The organism is Reyranella sp. (assembly GCF_050185545.1).
In the GTDB taxonomy this organism is placed as follows: domain Bacteria; phylum Pseudomonadota; class Alphaproteobacteria; order Reyranellales; family Reyranellaceae; genus Reyranella.
In genome coordinates, this window is record NZ_JBFWZI010000019.1 from 1 (window position 1) to 16,338 (window position 16,338).

The window sequence follows — 16,338 nt, forward strand, 5'->3', positions numbered from 1 at the left end:
GTGAAACCGAGGCCCGCCAGCGCCATGCTCTGCACCCAGTCGTCGCGGTTCGAGCTGAACACCATCGACACCGTGGTGCCCTGCTCGCGCCACAGGCGGCCGGCGTGGCCGAAGAATTCGCAGTCGGTGCGGTTGAGATAGGCCATGCCGTCGAGTTCCTTGACACGCACAGCGTTCTGCTTCGCGAAGGCGTGGCCGGAGCAGACGCCAATGACGAAGCGCTCGTCGTACAGCCGCCGGGCGTGGAAGCGATCGTCGATCTCCTCCGGCTGACCGTAGATTGCAATGTCGAGCTCGCCCTTCGCCAGGCGCTCGCGCAGCTCGTTTGACGAACCGTCCTGCACCGCCAGCTGCACCTTGGGATGGCGCTCGCGGAAAGCCTGCAGGAAGGGCACGAAGCGGTGCGGCCCGATGGTGCACATCATGCCGAGCTTCAGCTCGACATCCTCGAGCCGGCCAAAGCTCCTGGCACGTTCCTTGGCGGCATCTGTCTCGATCAGGACCTGGCTCAGATGCGGGCGCATCATCTCGCCGAGCCCGGTCAGGTGCGTGTTGTTGCGCTCGCGGCGGAACAGCGGGCCGCCCAGCTCGTCCTCCAGCGCCTTGATGGCGCGGGTCAGCGATGGCTGCGAGACATGGCAGGCCTCGGCCGCGCGGGTGAAGTTCAGCGTCTCGCAAACCGCGAGAAAATAACGAATCTGGTGCATTTCCACGGTGGTGGACCCCCGAGTGCGCCGGCAGTGTGCCCGAGACGATCATAGCTTGCGGCTATCGACTGCCATACCCGAAGGTATTTCCTCCCACGCGCGGCGGCCCCCAGACTGGCCAGCCATGACCCTCACGGCAACGCTACTGGAATTGAGCCGCCACCACAGGGCGGCGCTCAGCGCCCGCGATCGCGCCGATTTCGAAGACGAGCTCGACCGCCTGCGCATGCTGCGGGTGCCCGAGGACGGCCTCGATGAGGGCGACTATCTCCCCGACTTCGCGCTCGAGGACGCCGCCGGGCGAACCTGGACGTCGGACGAGCTGCTCGATCGCGGGCCGCTGGTGCTGGCCTTGTTCCGCGGCGACTGGTGTCCGTTCTGCGAGCTCACCATGGCGGCGCTCGAGACAGCACGGCCGACGATCGAGGCGCTGGGCGCCACGGCGGTCGGCGTCATGCCCGACCGGCCGCCGGTAATCGCTCGCACCGCCGCGCGCCGCCAAATCGGCTACCTGCTGCTGAGCGACCCCGCCAACGCCTTCGCCCGCACCTGCGGCCTGGCGTACGACCTTTCGCCGGGCCACATCCGCATCCACCAGGAGCGCGGCCGCGACCTGCCGGCGGCACACGGCGATCGGGCGTGGCGCTTGCCGGTGCCTGCCGTATTCGTCGTCGAGCGCACCGCGCGCGTTGCATTCGCCTTCTCCGACGCCGACCCGTCGCGCTGGCCCGATCCGGAGGAGTTGCTGGCTTCCTTGCGCGAGCTCGGCGATGCGCACGCGCTATTGAATCGGTAGGGAAGCGGCATTTCAGGCGCGCCCGCCGGGCGCGCAAGGTGCGATCACCAGATACGGAGATCGCACATGCTTCAAGGCAAGACGGCCATCATCACAGGGTCGACCAGCGGCATCGGGCTCGGCATCGCCGAGGCGTTCGCGCGCAGCGGCGCCAACATCGTGCTGAACGGATTCGGCGACGCCATGCAGATCGAGAAGATCCGCGCCGACCTCGCGGCGCGCACCAATGCCCGCGTGGTCTACTCGCCGGCCGACATGAGCAAGCCCAAGGCGATCGAGCAGATGGTGCGCCAGACCACCGACGCCTTCGGCGCCGTCGACATCATGGTCAACAACGCCGGCATCCAGCACGTGGCGCCGATCGAGGAGTTTCCCGAGGAGAAGTGGGAGGCGATCCTGGCCATCAATCTCAGCTCGGCCTTCCACGCCACCAAGCTCGTGCTGCCCAATATGCGGCGCAAGGGCTGGGGCCGGCTGATCAACGTCGCCTCGGCGCATGCCCTGGTCGCCTCGCCCTACAAGGCAGGCTACGTCGCGGCCAAGCACGGCGTCCTGGGCCTCACCAAGGTGACGGCGCTCGAGACCGCCGAGGACGGCATCACCTGCAACGCCATCTGCCCGGGCTACGTGCGCACGCCCCTGGTCGAGCAGCAGATCGACGACCAGGCCCGGGCGCACGGCATCCCGCGCGACAAGGTGATCAGCGACGTGCTGCTGCAGAGACAGCCCAACAAGCGATTCGTCGAGGTCGCCGAGCTGGCGGCCCTCGCGCTGTTCCTGTGCAGCGACAATGGCGCCTCGGTGACCGGCGCGGCGCTGCCCATGGACGGCGGCTGGACGGCGCAGTGAGGGGGCGGCGATGGAAATCAAGCGCATCAACCTGGCCCTGCAGGGCGGCGGCGCCCACGGCGCCTACACCTGGGGCGTGCTCGATCGCCTGCTCGAGGACGACCGCGTCGAGGTCGAAGCGGTATCCGGCACCTCGGCCGGCGCGATGAACGCCGCCGTGTTCGCCGACGGCATGGGGCGCGGCGGCCGCGAGGAGGCGCGGCGCTCCCTCGAGGCCTTCTGGCATAACATCAGCCGGGCCTCGCAGACCGGACCGTTGCAGCCGACCCCGTTCGACCGCTTCGCCAATGGCTGGAACCTCGACCATTCGGCCGCCTTCGTGGCCTTCGACATGCTGACCCGAATGCTCTCGCCCTATCAGTTCAACCCGATGAACCTGAATCCGCTGCGCCGCGTGCTGGAGGACTCGGTCGACTTCAAGCGCCTGGAAGGCTGCCGGCGGATCAAGCTGTTCATCAGCGCGACCAACGTGAAGACCGGCAAGGTGCGCGTCTTCCAGTCGGGCGAGATCACGCCCGACGTGCTGCTGGCCTCGGCCTGCCTGCCGTTCCTGTTCCAGGCCGTCACGGTCGACGGCGACCCCTATTGGGATGGCGGATACATGGGCAATCCGGCGATCTTTCCGCTGATCTACGGGGCCGAGACGCCCGACGTGGTGATCGTCCAGATCAACCCGCTGGGCTGCGACCGGGTGCCCACGACCGCGACCGAAATCATGAACCGGGTGAACGAGATCAGCTTCAATTCGTCGCTGATGCGCGAGATGCGGGCGGTCTCTTTCGTCACCGACCTGATCGACGCCGGCAAGCTCGACAACAACGCCTACAAACGCATCAACGTCCACTGGATCGAATCGGAAAAGCACATGAGAGGGCTCGGCGTGTCGAGCAAGCTCAACGCCCGGCTGGAGTTCCTCCTGCACCTCAAGGAGATCGGCCGCCAGGCGGCGGACGACTGGCTCGGCGCCAATTTCGACGCCATCGGCCGGCGCTCGACCATCGATATCAAGGAAAAGTTCCTGTGACATTCGACCACACAAGATCGTGCGCCGACCTAGGCCGGGCCGCCCTCCTCCGATAGACTCGGAGGGCGATGGCTGCCGACCTGACCGCAACCGCCGAGACCCTGAAGCCAGCGCGCCGCCGCCGCGGCGTCTTCGGCCTGTCGTGGCGCATCCTCGGGCTGGTCGTCGTCGCGGTCATGACAGCCGAGGTTCTGATCTTCCTGCCGTCGATCGCCCGCTTCCGCGTTGTCTACCTCGAGCAACTGATCGAGAGCGGCACGCTCGCCGCGCTGGCACTCGACGCCACGCCCGACAACATGGTTACCGAGCAGGTCAAGCGATCCCTGCTCGACAATGCGCGCGTCGACGCTGTGGTCCTGGTCGAGCCCAACAAGCCCAAGCGCGCCCTGATGAACATCGAGCCGCGCCCCAGCATGCCGGGCTACAATCTCAAGGAGCAGGGCTTCTTCAGCCTGATCTGGGACGCCCTGGAGGCGATGGCGCACGACGGGCAACGCTACATCAGGGTCGGCGGCGAATCGATGCGCCTGCCCAAGGCGATGGTCTGGATCGTCGCCGACGAATGGCCAATGCGCATCGCCATGTACGGCTATGCCGGCCGCATCCTGGCGCTCTCCATCCTGATCGCGCTGTTCACCGCGGCACTGCTCTATCTCGGCCTGCGCTGGCTGGTGATCCTGCCGCTGCAGGACCTGTCGTCGGCCATGACGGCGTTCCGCCGCGCGCCGGAGGAGGCCGGCGCCGAGCGCGCGCCGGCGCGGCGCAACGACGAGATCGGCGTGGTCGACCGCGAATTCCAGAACCTGCAGCGCGAGCTGCGTGCCTCGCTGCGGCAGAAATCGCGCCTGGCCGAGGTCGGCGCGGCGACCAACAAGATCAACCACGATTTGCGCAACATGCTGTCAACGGCGCGCCTGCTGTCCGATCGCCTGGCGCGCAGCGACGACGAGCGCACGCGCTCGCTCGCGCCGACCATTCTCGGCACGATCGACCGGGCGGCGCGGCTGGCGAGCGACGCGATCCAGTATGTCCGCGACCAGCCGGCGCCGCGCCTCGCCAACGTCGATCTCGCCGACCTGGTCGACGAGGTCGGCATCGCGCTGCAGGAGCAGGGCGAGGAGAGCACGCCCAACGTCGTGCGCCAGTGGGTCAACGCCGTCGGCGAGAACAACCATGTCCGCGCCGACCGCGACCTGCTCTACCGCGTGTTCGTCAATCTCGGCCGCAACGCCTTCGAGGCCGGCGCGCATACCGTAACCGTGCGGCACCAGGCCGATGGCGGCAACACCATCATCGATGTCGCCGATGACGGGCCGGGCGTGCCGCAGGCGATCACGGCGCAGATATTTCGTCCGTTCGCGACCGGCGGAAGGGCGGGAGGCGCGGGACTCGGCCTCGCCATCGCCCGCGACCTGGTGCGCGCCCATGGCGGCGACATCGCGCTGACGGAAACCAGCGCCAGCGGCACGACCTTCCAGTTCACACTGCCGTTCGCGGGGCACTGACTGCCCCGCCGCCCGCAGGGCCTTCGCATATGGCAAACATGCCGTCATCCCGAGCGACGCCGGCCGATTAAGCACTCTTTAACAGCGCCATTGGCGGCGCAGTCGAGGGACCTTTCTTGCTGAACTGCGACAGGAACGGTCCCTCCACTACGCCTCGCTGACCCCCGGTCAGGATGCTTGTATTTTTTGCCACATGAAAATGGCTTGCTGCCGTCCACGCGCGGCTTTCAATCCGTCCTGGCCATGCGGAAGCCGATTGTCGCGGCGCGCTTCTTGGCACTTTCCCAGCTGCGTGCAGCCGATCGAACGAAGACGTGGGTGCTGGTCCAACCGCCGCCTCGCCGGACGCGCGAGCCGCATTGACCGGTCGTCCACGCGTCCTGAGTCCACGGCGCCTTCTCGTAACTGGGATTGCGACAATCCTCCACCCACTCCCAGACGTTGCCCAGCATGTCGTGCAGGCCGAACGGATTGGCCTGGAACCGGCCAACGGGAGCCGTGTGGACGAAGTTGTCGAAGCACGGGAAGGCGGCGTCGGGATTGAACACCGCTCTCAGCGCCTGGACGCCGGTGCGGTCGGCGACGTTGGCGAAGTAGCAGGTCGGCGTGCGATCGTTGCCCCAATAGCGCGCGGTGATCGTGGAGGCTCGCGCGCTGTACTCCCATTCGGCCTCCGACGGCAGGCGATAGCGTTTGCCGGTCTCCCGCGAAAGCCAGGTGGCATAGGCCTTGGCATCGTCCCACGACACGCAGACCACCGGATCGCTGTCGGTCTGCTCGAAACCCGGATTGCGCCAGCTCAAGCCCTGCCTGTCCGACCACTTGCCGTCGGCGCCGTAGGTCTCGCAACTGGCGCCGGTCGGACGGGACGTCGCGGCGACAAAGGCGGCGTACTGGGCGCGCGTGACCTCATAGCGGCCCAGGGAAAAGGGCTGCGAGACCCTGACCGACCGCAGCGGCGCGGCGCCGTTGCGCCACCGTTCCGGGATCCTTTCGCGGTCTTCCTCGCCGGGGGCAGCGCCCATCACGAACGACCCCACAGGAATCGACACCATCTCGGGGCACTGCGGGCAATCCCTGGAAATCACCGGTCGCCGCGTCGCAGAGAGGGAAACCAAGCGGGTCAGCTGCTGAGTCTCCAGCTCGGCCTTCTGCTTCGCCTCGAGTTCGGCCTTCTGCTTCGCCTCCAGCTCGACCTTCTGTCTGGCCTCGGCCTCCGCTTTCTGCCGCACCTCGGTCTCGGCCCTTTGCCTCGCGTCGGCAGTGGCCTTCTGCCTGGCCTCGGCTTCTGCTTTCTGCCGTGCATCGGCGTCGGCCTTTTGCTTCGCTTCGACGGCGGCCTTCTGCCTGGCCTCGGCTTCTGCTTTCTGCCTCGCCGCGGCCTCGGCCTTCTGCCTCGCGTCGGCAGCGGCCGCCTGCCCGGCCTCGGCTTCCGCCTTCTGTCTTGCCTCGATCTCGGCTTGCTGCCTCGCCGAAGCAACCGCGCGCTGTTGCGCCTCGGCGTTGGCCTCTTGCCTGGCTGCTGCTTCTGCGGCCTGTTGCTCCGCCCGGAAGGCGAACCGGTCCAATGCCCAGTATCCGGCCCCCGCGACGATCACCGCGACGCCGGCGACGAGCGCCCACGGGAGCACGTTGCGCCACCGTCCCTTCGACGGCGCCCGGGCGGCCGGGAGTGCGGATCGCGTTGGTGCGAGGACAACCGTCGCCTCCTCATAGACCTCGTCGTGCCACGTCCCGGTCGCGAAGACCGGGCGCCAGTCGGCGATGGTCTGCGGGCGGTCTTCCGCCTTGAGGCGGAGCGCGACGTCAATGGCGAACAGGAGATTGGGGGCGTACTTGCCGGCGCCGATGCTGCGCGCCGACGGCATGGCATTGCTGCCCATCATGCGCTTGGCGGCGCCGGGTGGAGGCTCGCCTGCGATGCAGGCATAGAAGGTCGCCGCCAGCCCGTAAATGTCTGTGAACGGGCCCTGTCTTTCGGAAGTGAACTGCTCGGGTGCGGCATAGGCGGGCGTGAAGATCGCCGTGAACAGCTGGGTTCGATCGGCCACGGCGAAGCGCGACGCGCCGAAATCGATCAGCGTCGGGGCGTCATCGGGACCGACGATGATGTTCTCGGGCTTGATGTCGCGATGCAGGAAGCCCGTTGCGTGGATCTGCTCGAGCCCGTCGAGCAGAGGGTAAAGCATGCGTTCGATGGCAGATTGCGGCAGGCGCGGCTCGCGTCTCAGCCGGCTGGCCAGGCTTTCCCCCTCCAGCAGCTGCATGACCGCGTAGCCCGTGCCGTTCGCCTCGAGAAAATCGAACACGCGCACCACGGCCGGGGCGTGCGCCAGCCTGGCGATGGTCTTGGCTTCATCGAGGAACTGCCGGCGGCCGTGAAAGAAATCCTCGGACACCTGGGTCGAGCGCGGCAGGACGCTGACGCCCTCGTGGCGTACCGCCAGCAAGGCCGGCAGGTACTCCTTTATGGCAACGTCGCGATCGAGATGCGTGTCGCGCGCGCGATAGGTGATCCCGAACGCCCCCTGTCCGAGAACCGACACGATCTGGTACCGGCCGACCCGCGCTCCGATTGCCAAAGCCGAGTGGTGCTCGGTCCGATCGACCCCCAGCTTCACATCAATGCGATCGTCGGCCATGGTCACCCGAATGGGTTCCTGGCGCATCGTATGGCAAGGGCGAACCGGCGCAAGAAGCAAAGCCGGGCGCCTGGCGAGGCCGCTTCACCGGCTGCCGGCCTCGTCAGGGCGTGGCTTTCAGCCGGGCGGTAAACTCGCGGATGCGCTGGGCATTGACGCCGAGGTCGGACTCGCCACTGCGACTCTTGGAGCGGATGTCGACCCGGCTGCCGGCGCCGTCGGGACGAATGCGCACGACGATATCGTCGCGGAAGCCGAACCAGTCGCTAGTGGCGACGGCCTCGAGACGGCCGTCCGCCGGAGCGCGCGCCACGACGTCCCAGCCCATCGCCATGGCCACCTCGTCGACCCGCTTGAAAGCCTCGGCCGGTGGCACGGCCAAGATCACCGGCACGATGTCGGGATAGGCCGACCGCTGCAGCACGCCGGCGCTCGTGCCGGGCCAGGCCGGCGAGTTGGCGGCGCCGCGACGGAGCTGCAGGGTGACGACGAGCGGCGGCGGATTGGCGATGTCGGTCGAGATGTCGTTGAGCTCTGGCATCTGCTGGGCGCGCTGGAACCAGCTCAGCGGCGTATAGGCAGCGGCCGCGCCGATCGCGATGGCGAGCACCGCGGCGACGAAGCCGCGTCGCCTGTCGCCCGGCCGGGTCGGCACGATGGTGGCGACGCCCAGCGCGACGCCGGCGACGGCGATGTAGAAGCCGTAGCGCATCACGCCGATGGCGATGTCGACGTCGAGGCCGGCAAAACGGTGCATCGGGCCGGCTACCCCGACAACCAGCGCGCCGACGCACGCCAGGACGAACGCCAAGCGCGCCAGACGATGACTCACTGGATTGGTCGGCCGAACGAACATGGCTGCATCGCATCGTAGCCGCGAACGGGAGGCCACGCACCCGCTCGACAGGACAACCTCTATGCGCCCCTCATGACGTCCGGCGAGTCCGCCCGGCGCGGGGCAATGGCGGCAGGCCTCGGCGCCATCGTGCTGTCGAGCGCGCTGGCCACACTGTCGGTGTCTGGCGCCATCCCACCTGTCCAGATGGTTGCCATGACGTTCGCCGTCGGCAGCGGGGTCGGCATCGCCCGGGCCAGGCGCCGGGGGGTCGGCCTCGCCGCTCTGCTCGGCTGGCCGCCACATCTGTGGCTGCTCGGGGTCGGCGGCTTGTTCGGCCATCACGCGCTCTATTTCGCGGCCCTCCGGCAGGCGCCTGCGGCAGAAGCCAATCTCGTCACCATCTGCTGTTCGAGGGCACCGCCTGGCCGGCGTCGGCCATGGCGTGGCTGGCCATTCTGGCACTCGGCCTCGGTCCGGCGGGAGCCGCATTCTATCTGTGGGACCACGCCGTCAAGCGGGGCGACATCCGCGCCCTCGGCGCGCTCTCGTATGCCATGCCAATCCTGTCGACGGCGCTGCTGGTTGCCTGCGGCCTCGCCGACGCGATGGGTGCGCTCGTCGTGCGACCCTGTTTGTGACAGCGGGCGCCGTGCTGGCCTCGCGCGATCTCTGGCGACGGTAGATTCTCCTCCCCAGCGTCTTCGCTCGGGAGGTGTCGCCGTCTTACGGCGACGGAGGGGTCATTGCCGTGAGCGCCGCTCGGCTCGGTCGGGATGGCGGCTTTCTGCCAACTGCGAAGGCGCTGCCCGCGGGAGGAGTCGATTCTCCGCCCCCAGAAACTTCACATTACGCTGGACATTTGTCTTTACGATCATAATATCAAATGCCGTGAATAAGTTGAAAACACCGGCCCCGGCACGACCCTACGAGAGCCCGTTGCGCCAGGCGCAGGCGGCGCTGACGCGCGAGCGCATCCTGATGGCGGCCAAGGACTTTCTCGAACGGGACGACATCGAGAAGCTGACGCTGCGGCACCTCGCGGAGCTCGCCGGCGTCTCGCCGCCCACGGTCTACGCACATTTCGCCACCGTCGACGACCTCGTGGCGGCGTTCTTTGCCTGGCTGAAGCCGCGCCTCGGCCTCGACAAGCCGTTGCCGCCGCTCGACCAGCTCGGCGAGCTGCCCGTGACCCTGTTCCCCGCCTACGAGGCCTACGGCGCCTTGCTCCGCAATCTGATGAACAAGCCTTCCTGGGACCGCCAGCGCATGGCCGACAGGAATGCTCGCCATGGTGGCTGGATCACGGAAATCGGCGAGGCCCTGCCGGACCTCACACCCGAGCAACTCCGGCGCGGCGCCCTGGTCATGGCCGCTTTCTGGACGCCGACCGTGTGGCGCTGGCTGATGGACACGTGCGGCTTCCAGCCGAAGGAAGCCGAGCTGGTCGCCAGCTGGGCGATCAACACCTTGGCCGAGGGCCTGAGACGCGACGCCTCGGGACTGGCCGACCGACCGCACGCCAAGGCCGGTCCCGGCCGGCGCGGTGGCAGCGCGCGCGGCAAGACACAGCGGGAGACGAGACGATGATTCACCACTTTTCCATCCCGGCGCGCGATCCTGCCGCGGTGGCGCAGGTGCTGGCCGAGCTGATCGGCGGCCGCGCCTACCGGTTTCCCGGGCCTCTGCCGGGCGCAGCCATGGCGGTGAGCGGGGATCCGCACGGCACGATGATCGAGGTCTATCCCGAGCGTGTCGTGATGACGCCGGGCGAGGGCGAAGCGCCGATTGCCTATCGCGACGCACCGGCCGGCCCCTGGCATGCGGCTTTCCATGCGCTCCTCTCGGTGCCGCACGATCGCACCACCATCGAGCGCATCGGTGCCGCCGCCGGATGGCGCACCAAGTTCTTCAGTCGCGCCGCGCCCAACCTGCCGCCGGTCTTCCACGTCATCGAGGTGTGGGTCGAGAATCGCTTCCTGCTCGAGGTCGTGCCGGCGGACATGATCGAGGTCTACGAGGGCTACATGCAAATCGAGCGGATGAACGCGCTGGATCTGTCGCTCGAACTCTAGTTTCCAGGGGAGTCATGACCGCACCGTCGCCGTGTGACGGCGACACCTCCCCGGCGGCGCCGGGGAGGAGGAAGATCACGGCCGCGGCGACCAGCCGGGCGGGGCCATCTCGAAGCCGGAGAATTCGAACCCTGGCGAGACCGTGCAGCCGACCAGGGTCCAGGCGCCGAGCGATCGGGCGGCCTGCCAAGCGTGGCGCGGTACCACCGCCTGCGGCTGCTCGTCGAGGCCGAAATCGATGCCGAGCCGGACGCGGCGGACGGTGCGACCGTCCTCGCTGAGCGACAACTCGAGCGGCGCGCCAGCATAGAAGTGCCAGATCTCGTCGGCATCGACCTTGTGCCAGTGCGAGCGCTCGCCGGCCTTCAGAAGAAAGTAGATCGCAGTCCCGGCGGCGCGCCCCGGGTCGGGCGCGCGAAAGGTTTCGACGAAGTGGCCGCCTTCCGGGTGTGGCCGCAGGCCGAGTCGGGCGATCAGTTCGTCGGCCGTCATCATCCCGGCGGCGGCACCGTCGCCTTCATCGACGGCAGCTTGGCGAAGGCCGCGAACCACTTGGCGAGCTTCGGTCGTTTGGCGCGCCAGTCGTGGCTCGAGAAGCGGTAGTCGAGATAGCCCAGCGCACAGCCGATGGTGATGGTGCCGATCGTCGGCTTGCCCTTCAGCGACTTGACCTCGGCCTCGAGCTGGTCGAGCACGCCGTCGATCTTCTTCATCTGGCCCTTGCTCCAGTCGGGCCAGCGCTTCTCCTCGGGGCGCAGGAAGCTCTCGTAGCGTGCCAGCAGGGCGGCATCGAGCAGGCCGTCGCCCATGGCCTGCTGGCGCAGTGCCACCCAGCGGTCGCGGCCCTTGCGCGGCAGCAGCTTGCGCCGCTTGTGCTGGCTGTCGAGGTACTCGCAGATCACCGGCGAGTCGAACAGGTCCATGCCCTTGACCGACAGCGCCGGGATCTTGCCGATCGGGTTGTGCTTGTCGACGTCGGCGTTCGGCATCACCGGAGTCAGGGCTACGTTGACCGGCTCGATCTTCTTGTCGAGGCCGCTCTCGAGTGCCACCACCCTGACCTTGCGGGCGTAGGGCGAGGCGGGCGAGTAGTAGAGCGTCATCTTGGCCATGGCGGATCCCCCTCTTCCCCTCAGGCGACGGCCACGCCGGGAATTTCCGTATCGTTCACTCGGACCTTGCGGGCAACCTCGATGAGCTGCTGCCAGGTCGTGCCGTCGATTGGCACGCCGTTCTTCTCGCGGTCGGCGCGGCGGGCCCGCTCGGGCTCGCCCGGCGCCAGCACCTCGGCCACGCCGGCCTGGGGTCGCGCCGACTTCACCCAGGTGATGAAGGTCTCGACCTCGTCCTCGAAGGTCTCGACGCCGCCCATCGCCGCCGGATCGATGATGATCGACAGCATGTTGTTGATGATGCGGGTACTGTCCTTCTTGATGGTGCGCGGGCTGTGGGTGAGGCCGCCGGTCAGGGCGCCGGCCAGCAGGTCGCAGATCACCGCGAGACCGCCGCCCTTGTGCAGGCCGAACGGCAGGATGGCGCCGAAGGGCGGGTTGTACAGCACGCCAGGGTCGGTGGTCGGGTTGCCGGCGGCATCGATCAGCAAGCCCTCGTCCATCCGGACCTGCTTGTTGTTGGCGACGCGCACCTTGCCCGCCGCCACCTGGCTGGTGGCGAAATCGAGCACGATCGGCTCCTTGCCCTTGCGCGGCACCGCCGTGCAGTAGGGGTTGGTGGTGAAGCGCGGCTCGGCGCCGCCGAACGGCGCCACCAGCGACTTGTGGCCGTGCACGTTCACCCAGTGCGTGCTCACCATGCCGGCACGGGCGCATTGCTCACCCCAATGGCCGATCCGCCCGATATGGTGCGAATTGGTGAGACCGAGGACACAGACGCCGTGCTTGCGGGCGCGGTCGATGCCGATATCCATCGCCTCCTTGGCGATGACCTGGCCGTAGCCGGCACCGCCGTCGATCACGATCACCGCACCATTGTCGCGCGAAATTTTTGCATGATGGTTACGGGTGCAATTCCCGGTCGTCGTGTTCTGGATGTAGGCTGGCATCATGCCAACGCCGTGGCTGTCATGGCCGTAAAGATTGGCCAGGACCAGGTGGTCGGCGACCAGCCGCGCTTCCTCGTCCGAGCTGCCGTCGGCCCGGCAGATGGCCATCGTGAAGGCGTGCAACCGATCAGGCATTACCCGTACTTCGCCCACCGAGCTCACTCCATCAGCCATCCTGCCGTCTCCCCTGGTTGTTTGGCGGGCGCACCGTTCCGCAGGGGCAGCGTGCTGTCAACCGAGGCCAAAAGGTCGCAGGTCCAGGCCCCGGTTTGGCCGCTCTGAGAGGCGAGGTCGGTGCGTCGCCGGCTCGAAGCGCGGGTCGGCATGGAATTGGAGTAGACACATCTTTCATTCCTCCGCCGTAATCGGGGGAGGTGGCCTGCAGGGCCGGAGGGGGAAGGCCTCAGTCGAGGTTCCTCCGATTCCGACGTCGGAATCCGAAGCATCTCGACTGAGGCTTTCCCCCTCCGCCCCGTATGACGGGGCACCTCCCCGATGCGGAGGAGGGATTGAGCTGTGATCACTCTCAGAGCATAGATGACCTACCTTCTCCGTCTGGCCTGCCTCGTCCTCCTGCTTGCCGCCGGCGCCGCACTCGCCCAGGAGAGCGGGCAGCCGCAGCGGCCGTTCAGCCAGCTCATCGACCTGTGGACCCGCCAGCTCGACCGCATCGCCATGAGCGCCGACCAGGCCGGTCTGCTGCCGGTCGAGATCGATGGCTTGCGCGAGCAGGTGCTCGACATCCGGGCGGCTGCCACGGCGGCAGCCAACCTGGCGCGCAACGACCTGGCCGACACTCGCAAGCTGCTGGCCCCGCTGGAGGCCAAGCCGGCGACCGACGGCGTGCCGGAAACCGACGCCGTCAAGGCCGACCGCCAGCGCCTGACCGACCAGGCCGCGGTCAGCGAGAGCCGTATCAAGCAGTGTGAAGTCATCGTCGCCCGCGCCGACCAGCTGCACGAGCGCCTGACCAAGCGGCGTGCCGAGGCGATGCTGCAGACCTTGCTGCGCCGCGGTGCCTCGCCGATCTCGGCCCAGACCTGGAGCAAGCTTGGGCCGCAGCTCGTCGGCGCCTTCGAGGTGCTGGGGGGTGCTCTCGCAACGTGGGCGAGGCAAGTCGCGGCCGGCCTGCAGATCGACAACCGAAGTCTCGTCTCCTTGACCGCCTGGGCGGCCCTCATGGTGGTTTTGTGGTGGTTCGGCCGCCTGCTGCGCAGCCGCTACGGAAAAGGCGAGGCGCAGGATGTCGGCGAGCGCGATCGCACCGTCGTCGCAGCGATCGACGGCGTCGGGCTGATGCTCGTGCCGATGCTGGCCGTCTGGCTGATCGGCCGGGTACTGCTGGCGACGTCGCCGCCACCGCCGCTCGATTTCCTGGTGACGCAGTTCACCACGGACGTGATCGCCTTCCTGCTGGTGATCGGCCTCACCGCGGCGGCGCTCTCGCCGGCCCGGCCGGCTTGGCGGGTGCTTCCCTTCACCGACGACAGCGCGCACCATCTGTCGAATTCCTTGCGGCGGCTTATCGCGATCGTGCTCACCGCCGACTTCCTCTATGTTGCGCTGGCGCGCAGCAACGAGAACACCGATGCCCTGACGTCGGTCGGCGCACTGGTGCTGGCGACACTGGTCGCGGTCTTCACCATGCCGGCCCTGGCGACGCGCGGCTGGCATGCCGAACGTCCAGAAGGCTCCGGCCTGCCGACCATGATAGGCGGGGCTTGGTGGTCGGTTGTCCGCCTGGTGCTGAGCGTCCTCGTCCTGCTGCCGATCGTCCTGGCGCTGCTCGGTTACGTCACCCTGGCGGCGCATCTGCACAACGCCGTCTACACGACCGTCCTGCTGATCACCGTGGCCGTGCTGCTGCATCGCGTCGTCGCCGCGCTCCTCGAATCGGCGGCGGCCGCCGACACCAGGCCCGGCCAGTGGGTGCGCCATCGCCTCGGCCTGCCGAGCGACGCCACGCTGCGCGGCCAGCAAATCGTCATCCTGCTGTTCGACGTGATCCTGGTGCTGCTGCTGGCTGTCGGCATCCCGACGGCCTGGGGCGTCGACACCGAAGCCGTCATCGACGGCATCGCCAAGCTGCTGCACGGCGTCAAGGTCGGCGGCATCACCATCTCGCTCAGCAATATCGGCGTCTCCATCATCGCCTTTGGCGTCTGCATCGCGCTCGTCCGCCTGCTGCGCACCGTGGTGCGGGACCGCGTGCTGCCGACCGTCGACGCGCCCCTGCCGCTGCGCCAGTCGATCGATGCCGGGTTGAACTATTTGGGCGTGGCGGTGGCGCTCTTGATCGGCGTCGGCGCGCTCGGCATCGACTTCACCAATCTCGCGATCGTGCTGGGCGCGCTTTCGGTCGGCATCGGCCTCGGCCTGCAGAACATCGCCAACAACGTCATCTCCGGCGTCATCCTGCTGGTCGAGCGGCCGATCAAGGCGGGCGACTGGGTGCTGGTGTCGGGTCACGAAGGATTCGTCCGACGCATCAACATTCGCGCCACCGAGATCGAGACCTTCCAACGCACGCACGTGATCGTGCCCAACAGCGTGTTCCTGCAGAATCCGGTGGTGAACCGGACCTACGCCGACACCTCGAGCCGCATCGAGATCAAGCTCACCGTGGGCCTCGGCACCGACGTGGCCGTGATGGAGGGCCTGCTGCGCGAGGCCGCCCTCGGCCAGCCCAACGTGCTGCGCGTGCCGGCGCCGATCGTGCGCTTCGTCAAGGTCGGCCCGGGCGGGCTCGACTTCGAGCTGTTCGTGTTCGTCGCCCGGCTCGAAGACCGCGTGGTGGTCGGCAACGATCTCAACAAGACGATCCTGGCGCGCCTGATCGAGCTCAAGATCATCGACCCGGCGCCGGTGCCGGAGCTACGGATTCGCGGCATCGAGCCCTATCTGAGCCAGGCCGGCGCCGGTCACGAGGGCGGCCATGCCCAGACGCCGACCTGAGAAGGATGCGCGGCGCCGACGCTGGCCGATCATCCTCCTGTTCGCCGCCTCCGTGTTGGTGGGCGTGGGCCTGTGGGCCTACTCGCCGTCGCTGCCGCCCGAGCTGCTGATCGCGCGCTACGGCAACGGCGAGTCACGCTTCATCGACGTCGGTGGCGCCAACGCCCATGTCCGCGACCAGGGCAATCGCGACGGCATTCCCGTGGTGATGATCCACGGCTCGATGGGCTCGCTGCACATGTGGGAAGGCTGGGTGGGCGCGCTCGGCCAGGCGGCGCGCCTGATCAGCATCGACCTGCCCGGCCACGGACTCACCGGCGTGTGGCCGCGCGAGGAATACACCATCGAGGCCTACGCCGATTTCGTCGAGGTTCTGGTCGACACGCTCAATCTCGATCGCTTCGTCCTGGTCGGCCATTCGATGGGCGGCGCCGTGGCCTGGACCTTCGCCGCCACGCGGCCCGACCGGGTAAGCCAGCTCGTGCTGGTCGACGCCGCCGGCTATCCGCGCACCGGCGAGGCGCCATTGCCGACGCGGCTTGCCCGCATGCCGGTGCTCGGCGACATCGGCATCTACTTCAAGCCAGAGCGGCTGGTGCGGCGCTCGCTTGCAGAGGTCTACGCCGATCCGGCGATGGTGACGCGCGAACGAGTCAGGCGCTATGCCGAGCTGCAGCGCTTTCCCGGCAACCGCGAGGCCACGGTGCTGCGCGCCCGCACGCAGGAGCCGCTCGATCCGACGCCGCTCAAGCGGCTCACGGTTCCGACTCTGCTGCTGTGGGGTGCCAAGGATCGCTGGGTGCCGATCACCGATGCCCAGCGCTTCCAGGCCGACATCAAGGGCGCCAGGCTCGTGGTCTTCGACCAACTCGGCCACAACCCGATGGA

Annotated in this window: 15 protein-coding genes; 9 read left to right on the plus strand and 6 right to left on the minus strand. The window is 68.0% G+C overall.

What is annotated here, in order from left to right; translation table 11 throughout:
- The coding region (locus tag AB7O82_RS07535) for a LysR family transcriptional regulator (protein ID WP_428619045.1) at nt 1–707 on the minus strand (707 nt) is incomplete at its 3' end.
- 124 nt (nt 708–831) lie between these two features.
- Here AB7O82_RS07535 and AB7O82_RS07540 point away from each other — a divergent pair.
- The 4 genes from AB7O82_RS07540 to AB7O82_RS07555 all read left to right on the plus strand — a co-directional run bounded on the left by AB7O82_RS07540 (nt 832) and on the right by AB7O82_RS07555 (nt 4,881).
- Nucleotides 832–1,503 (plus strand): peroxiredoxin-like family protein, encoded by a 672-nt coding sequence (locus AB7O82_RS07540; RefSeq protein WP_428540047.1) that lies wholly within the window; start codon nt 832–834, stop codon nt 1,501–1,503.
- A 66-nt stretch (nt 1,504–1,569) separates the two neighbouring features.
- Nucleotides 1,570–2,352 carry a 3-hydroxybutyrate dehydrogenase gene (locus tag AB7O82_RS07545; RefSeq protein ID WP_428540044.1) on the plus strand — a complete coding sequence of 261 codons (783 nt, stop codon included), beginning with the start codon at nt 1,570–1,572 and terminating at the stop codon, nt 2,350–2,352.
- 10 nt (nt 2,353–2,362) lie between these two features.
- Entirely contained in the window at nt 2,363–3,376 is a 1,014-nt protein-coding gene (locus AB7O82_RS07550) for a patatin-like phospholipase family protein (RefSeq protein WP_428540041.1), read from the plus strand.
- A 68-nt stretch (nt 3,377–3,444) separates the two neighbouring features.
- Nucleotides 3,445–4,881, plus strand: coding sequence for a sensor histidine kinase (locus AB7O82_RS07555; protein WP_428540038.1), 1,437 nt, complete (start codon nt 3,445–3,447; stop codon nt 4,879–4,881).
- 227 nt (nt 4,882–5,108) lie between these two features.
- Here the strand turns inward: AB7O82_RS07555 and AB7O82_RS07560 are convergent, their stop codons facing one another.
- Both AB7O82_RS07560 and AB7O82_RS07565 read right to left on the minus strand, forming a co-directional pair.
- Complete coding sequence (locus tag AB7O82_RS07560; protein WP_428540035.1) at nt 5,109–7,523, minus strand: SUMF1/EgtB/PvdO family nonheme iron enzyme; 2,415 nt, start codon at nt 7,521–7,523, stop codon at nt 5,109–5,111.
- A 103-nt stretch (nt 7,524–7,626) separates the two neighbouring features.
- Nucleotides 7,627–8,379, minus strand: a complete 753-nt coding sequence (locus AB7O82_RS07565) for a DUF1499 domain-containing protein (protein WP_428540032.1) — start codon at nt 8,377–8,379, stop codon at nt 7,627–7,629.
- Nucleotides 8,380–8,798: 419 nt separating this feature from the next.
- Here AB7O82_RS07565 and AB7O82_RS07570 point away from each other — a divergent pair, with 419 nt between their 5' ends.
- From AB7O82_RS07570 to AB7O82_RS07580, 3 genes are all read left to right on the plus strand, one after another.
- Nucleotides 8,799–8,999 (plus strand): hypothetical protein, encoded by a 201-nt coding sequence (locus AB7O82_RS07570; protein ID WP_428619048.1) that lies wholly within the window; start codon nt 8,799–8,801, stop codon nt 8,997–8,999.
- 259 nt (nt 9,000–9,258) lie between these two features.
- On the plus strand, nt 9,259–9,948 hold the full coding sequence (locus AB7O82_RS07575) for a TetR/AcrR family transcriptional regulator (protein ID WP_428619050.1): 690 nt from the start codon (nt 9,259–9,261) through the stop codon (nt 9,946–9,948).
- A complete protein-coding gene (locus AB7O82_RS07580) occupies nt 9,945–10,433 on the plus strand; it encodes a hypothetical protein (protein WP_428540023.1) in 489 nt (162 codons plus the stop codon). The genes AB7O82_RS07575 and AB7O82_RS07580 overlap by 4 nt, the downstream gene beginning before the upstream one ends.
- A gap of 75 nt (nt 10,434–10,508) precedes the next feature.
- On the opposite strand, the gene AB7O82_RS07585 is transcribed toward AB7O82_RS07580, so the two are convergent.
- From AB7O82_RS07585 to AB7O82_RS07595, 3 genes are read right to left on the minus strand one after another with little or no spacing between them, the layout of a single operon-like run.
- Entirely contained in the window at nt 10,509–10,925 is a 417-nt protein-coding gene (locus AB7O82_RS07585; protein WP_428540084.1) for a cupin domain-containing protein, read from the minus strand.
- The gene (locus tag AB7O82_RS07590; protein ID WP_428619052.1) at nt 10,925–11,545 is read right to left on the minus strand and encodes a glutathione S-transferase family protein; all 621 of its coding nucleotides are present in this window, start codon (nt 11,543–11,545) and stop codon (nt 10,925–10,927) included. The genes AB7O82_RS07585 and AB7O82_RS07590 overlap by 1 nt, the downstream gene beginning before the upstream one ends.
- A gap of 20 nt (nt 11,546–11,565) precedes the next feature.
- Complete coding sequence (locus tag AB7O82_RS07595; RefSeq protein WP_428540017.1) at nt 11,566–12,630, minus strand: malate/lactate/ureidoglycolate dehydrogenase; 1,065 nt, start codon at nt 12,628–12,630, stop codon at nt 11,566–11,568.
- A 402-nt stretch (nt 12,631–13,032) separates the two neighbouring features.
- Between AB7O82_RS07595 and AB7O82_RS07600 the strand changes: the two genes are divergently transcribed.
- Nucleotides 13,033–15,450 carry a DUF3772 domain-containing protein gene (locus tag AB7O82_RS07600; RefSeq protein ID WP_428619054.1) on the plus strand — a complete coding sequence of 806 codons (2,418 nt, stop codon included), beginning with the start codon at nt 13,033–13,035 and terminating at the stop codon, nt 15,448–15,450.
- Nucleotides 15,431–16,338: alpha/beta fold hydrolase (locus AB7O82_RS07605; protein WP_428619056.1), on the plus strand; the 908-nt coding region annotated here is incomplete at its 3' end. The genes AB7O82_RS07600 and AB7O82_RS07605, both read left to right, overlap by 20 nt.

Excerpts from the sequence above, each read along its gene's own strand:
- AB7O82_RS07540 (WP_428540047.1), top strand. The coding sequence starts at position 832 with ATGACCCTCACGGCAACGCTACTGGAATTGAGCCGCCACCACAGGGCG.
- AB7O82_RS07545 (WP_428540044.1), top strand. The coding sequence starts at position 1,570 with ATGCTTCAAGGCAAGACGGCCATCATCACAGGGTCGACCAGCGGCATC.
- AB7O82_RS07550 (WP_428540041.1), top strand. The coding sequence starts at position 2,363 with ATGGAAATCAAGCGCATCAACCTGGCCCTGCAGGGCGGCGGCGCCCAC.
- AB7O82_RS07555 (WP_428540038.1), top strand. The coding sequence starts at position 3,445 with ATGGCTGCCGACCTGACCGCAACCGCCGAGACCCTGAAGCCAGCGCGC.
- AB7O82_RS07560 (WP_428540035.1), bottom strand. The coding sequence starts at position 7,523 with ATGGCCGACGATCGCATTGATGTGAAGCTGGGGGTCGATCGGACCGAG.
- AB7O82_RS07565 (WP_428540032.1), bottom strand. The coding sequence starts at position 8,379 with ATGTTCGTTCGGCCGACCAATCCAGTGAGTCATCGTCTGGCGCGCTTG.
- AB7O82_RS07570 (WP_428619048.1), top strand. The coding sequence starts at position 8,799 with ATGGCGTGGCTGGCCATTCTGGCACTCGGCCTCGGTCCGGCGGGAGCC.
- AB7O82_RS07580 (WP_428540023.1), top strand. The coding sequence starts at position 9,945 with ATGATTCACCACTTTTCCATCCCGGCGCGCGATCCTGCCGCGGTGGCG.
- AB7O82_RS07585 (WP_428540084.1), bottom strand. The coding sequence starts at position 10,925 with ATGACGGCCGACGAACTGATCGCCCGACTCGGCCTGCGGCCACACCCG.
- AB7O82_RS07590 (WP_428619052.1), bottom strand. The coding sequence starts at position 11,545 with ATGGCCAAGATGACGCTCTACTACTCGCCCGCCTCGCCCTACGCCCGC.
- AB7O82_RS07595 (WP_428540017.1), bottom strand. The coding sequence starts at position 12,630 with ATGCCTGATCGGTTGCACGCCTTCACGATGGCCATCTGCCGGGCCGAC.
- AB7O82_RS07600 (WP_428619054.1), top strand. The coding sequence starts at position 13,033 with ATGACCTACCTTCTCCGTCTGGCCTGCCTCGTCCTCCTGCTTGCCGCC.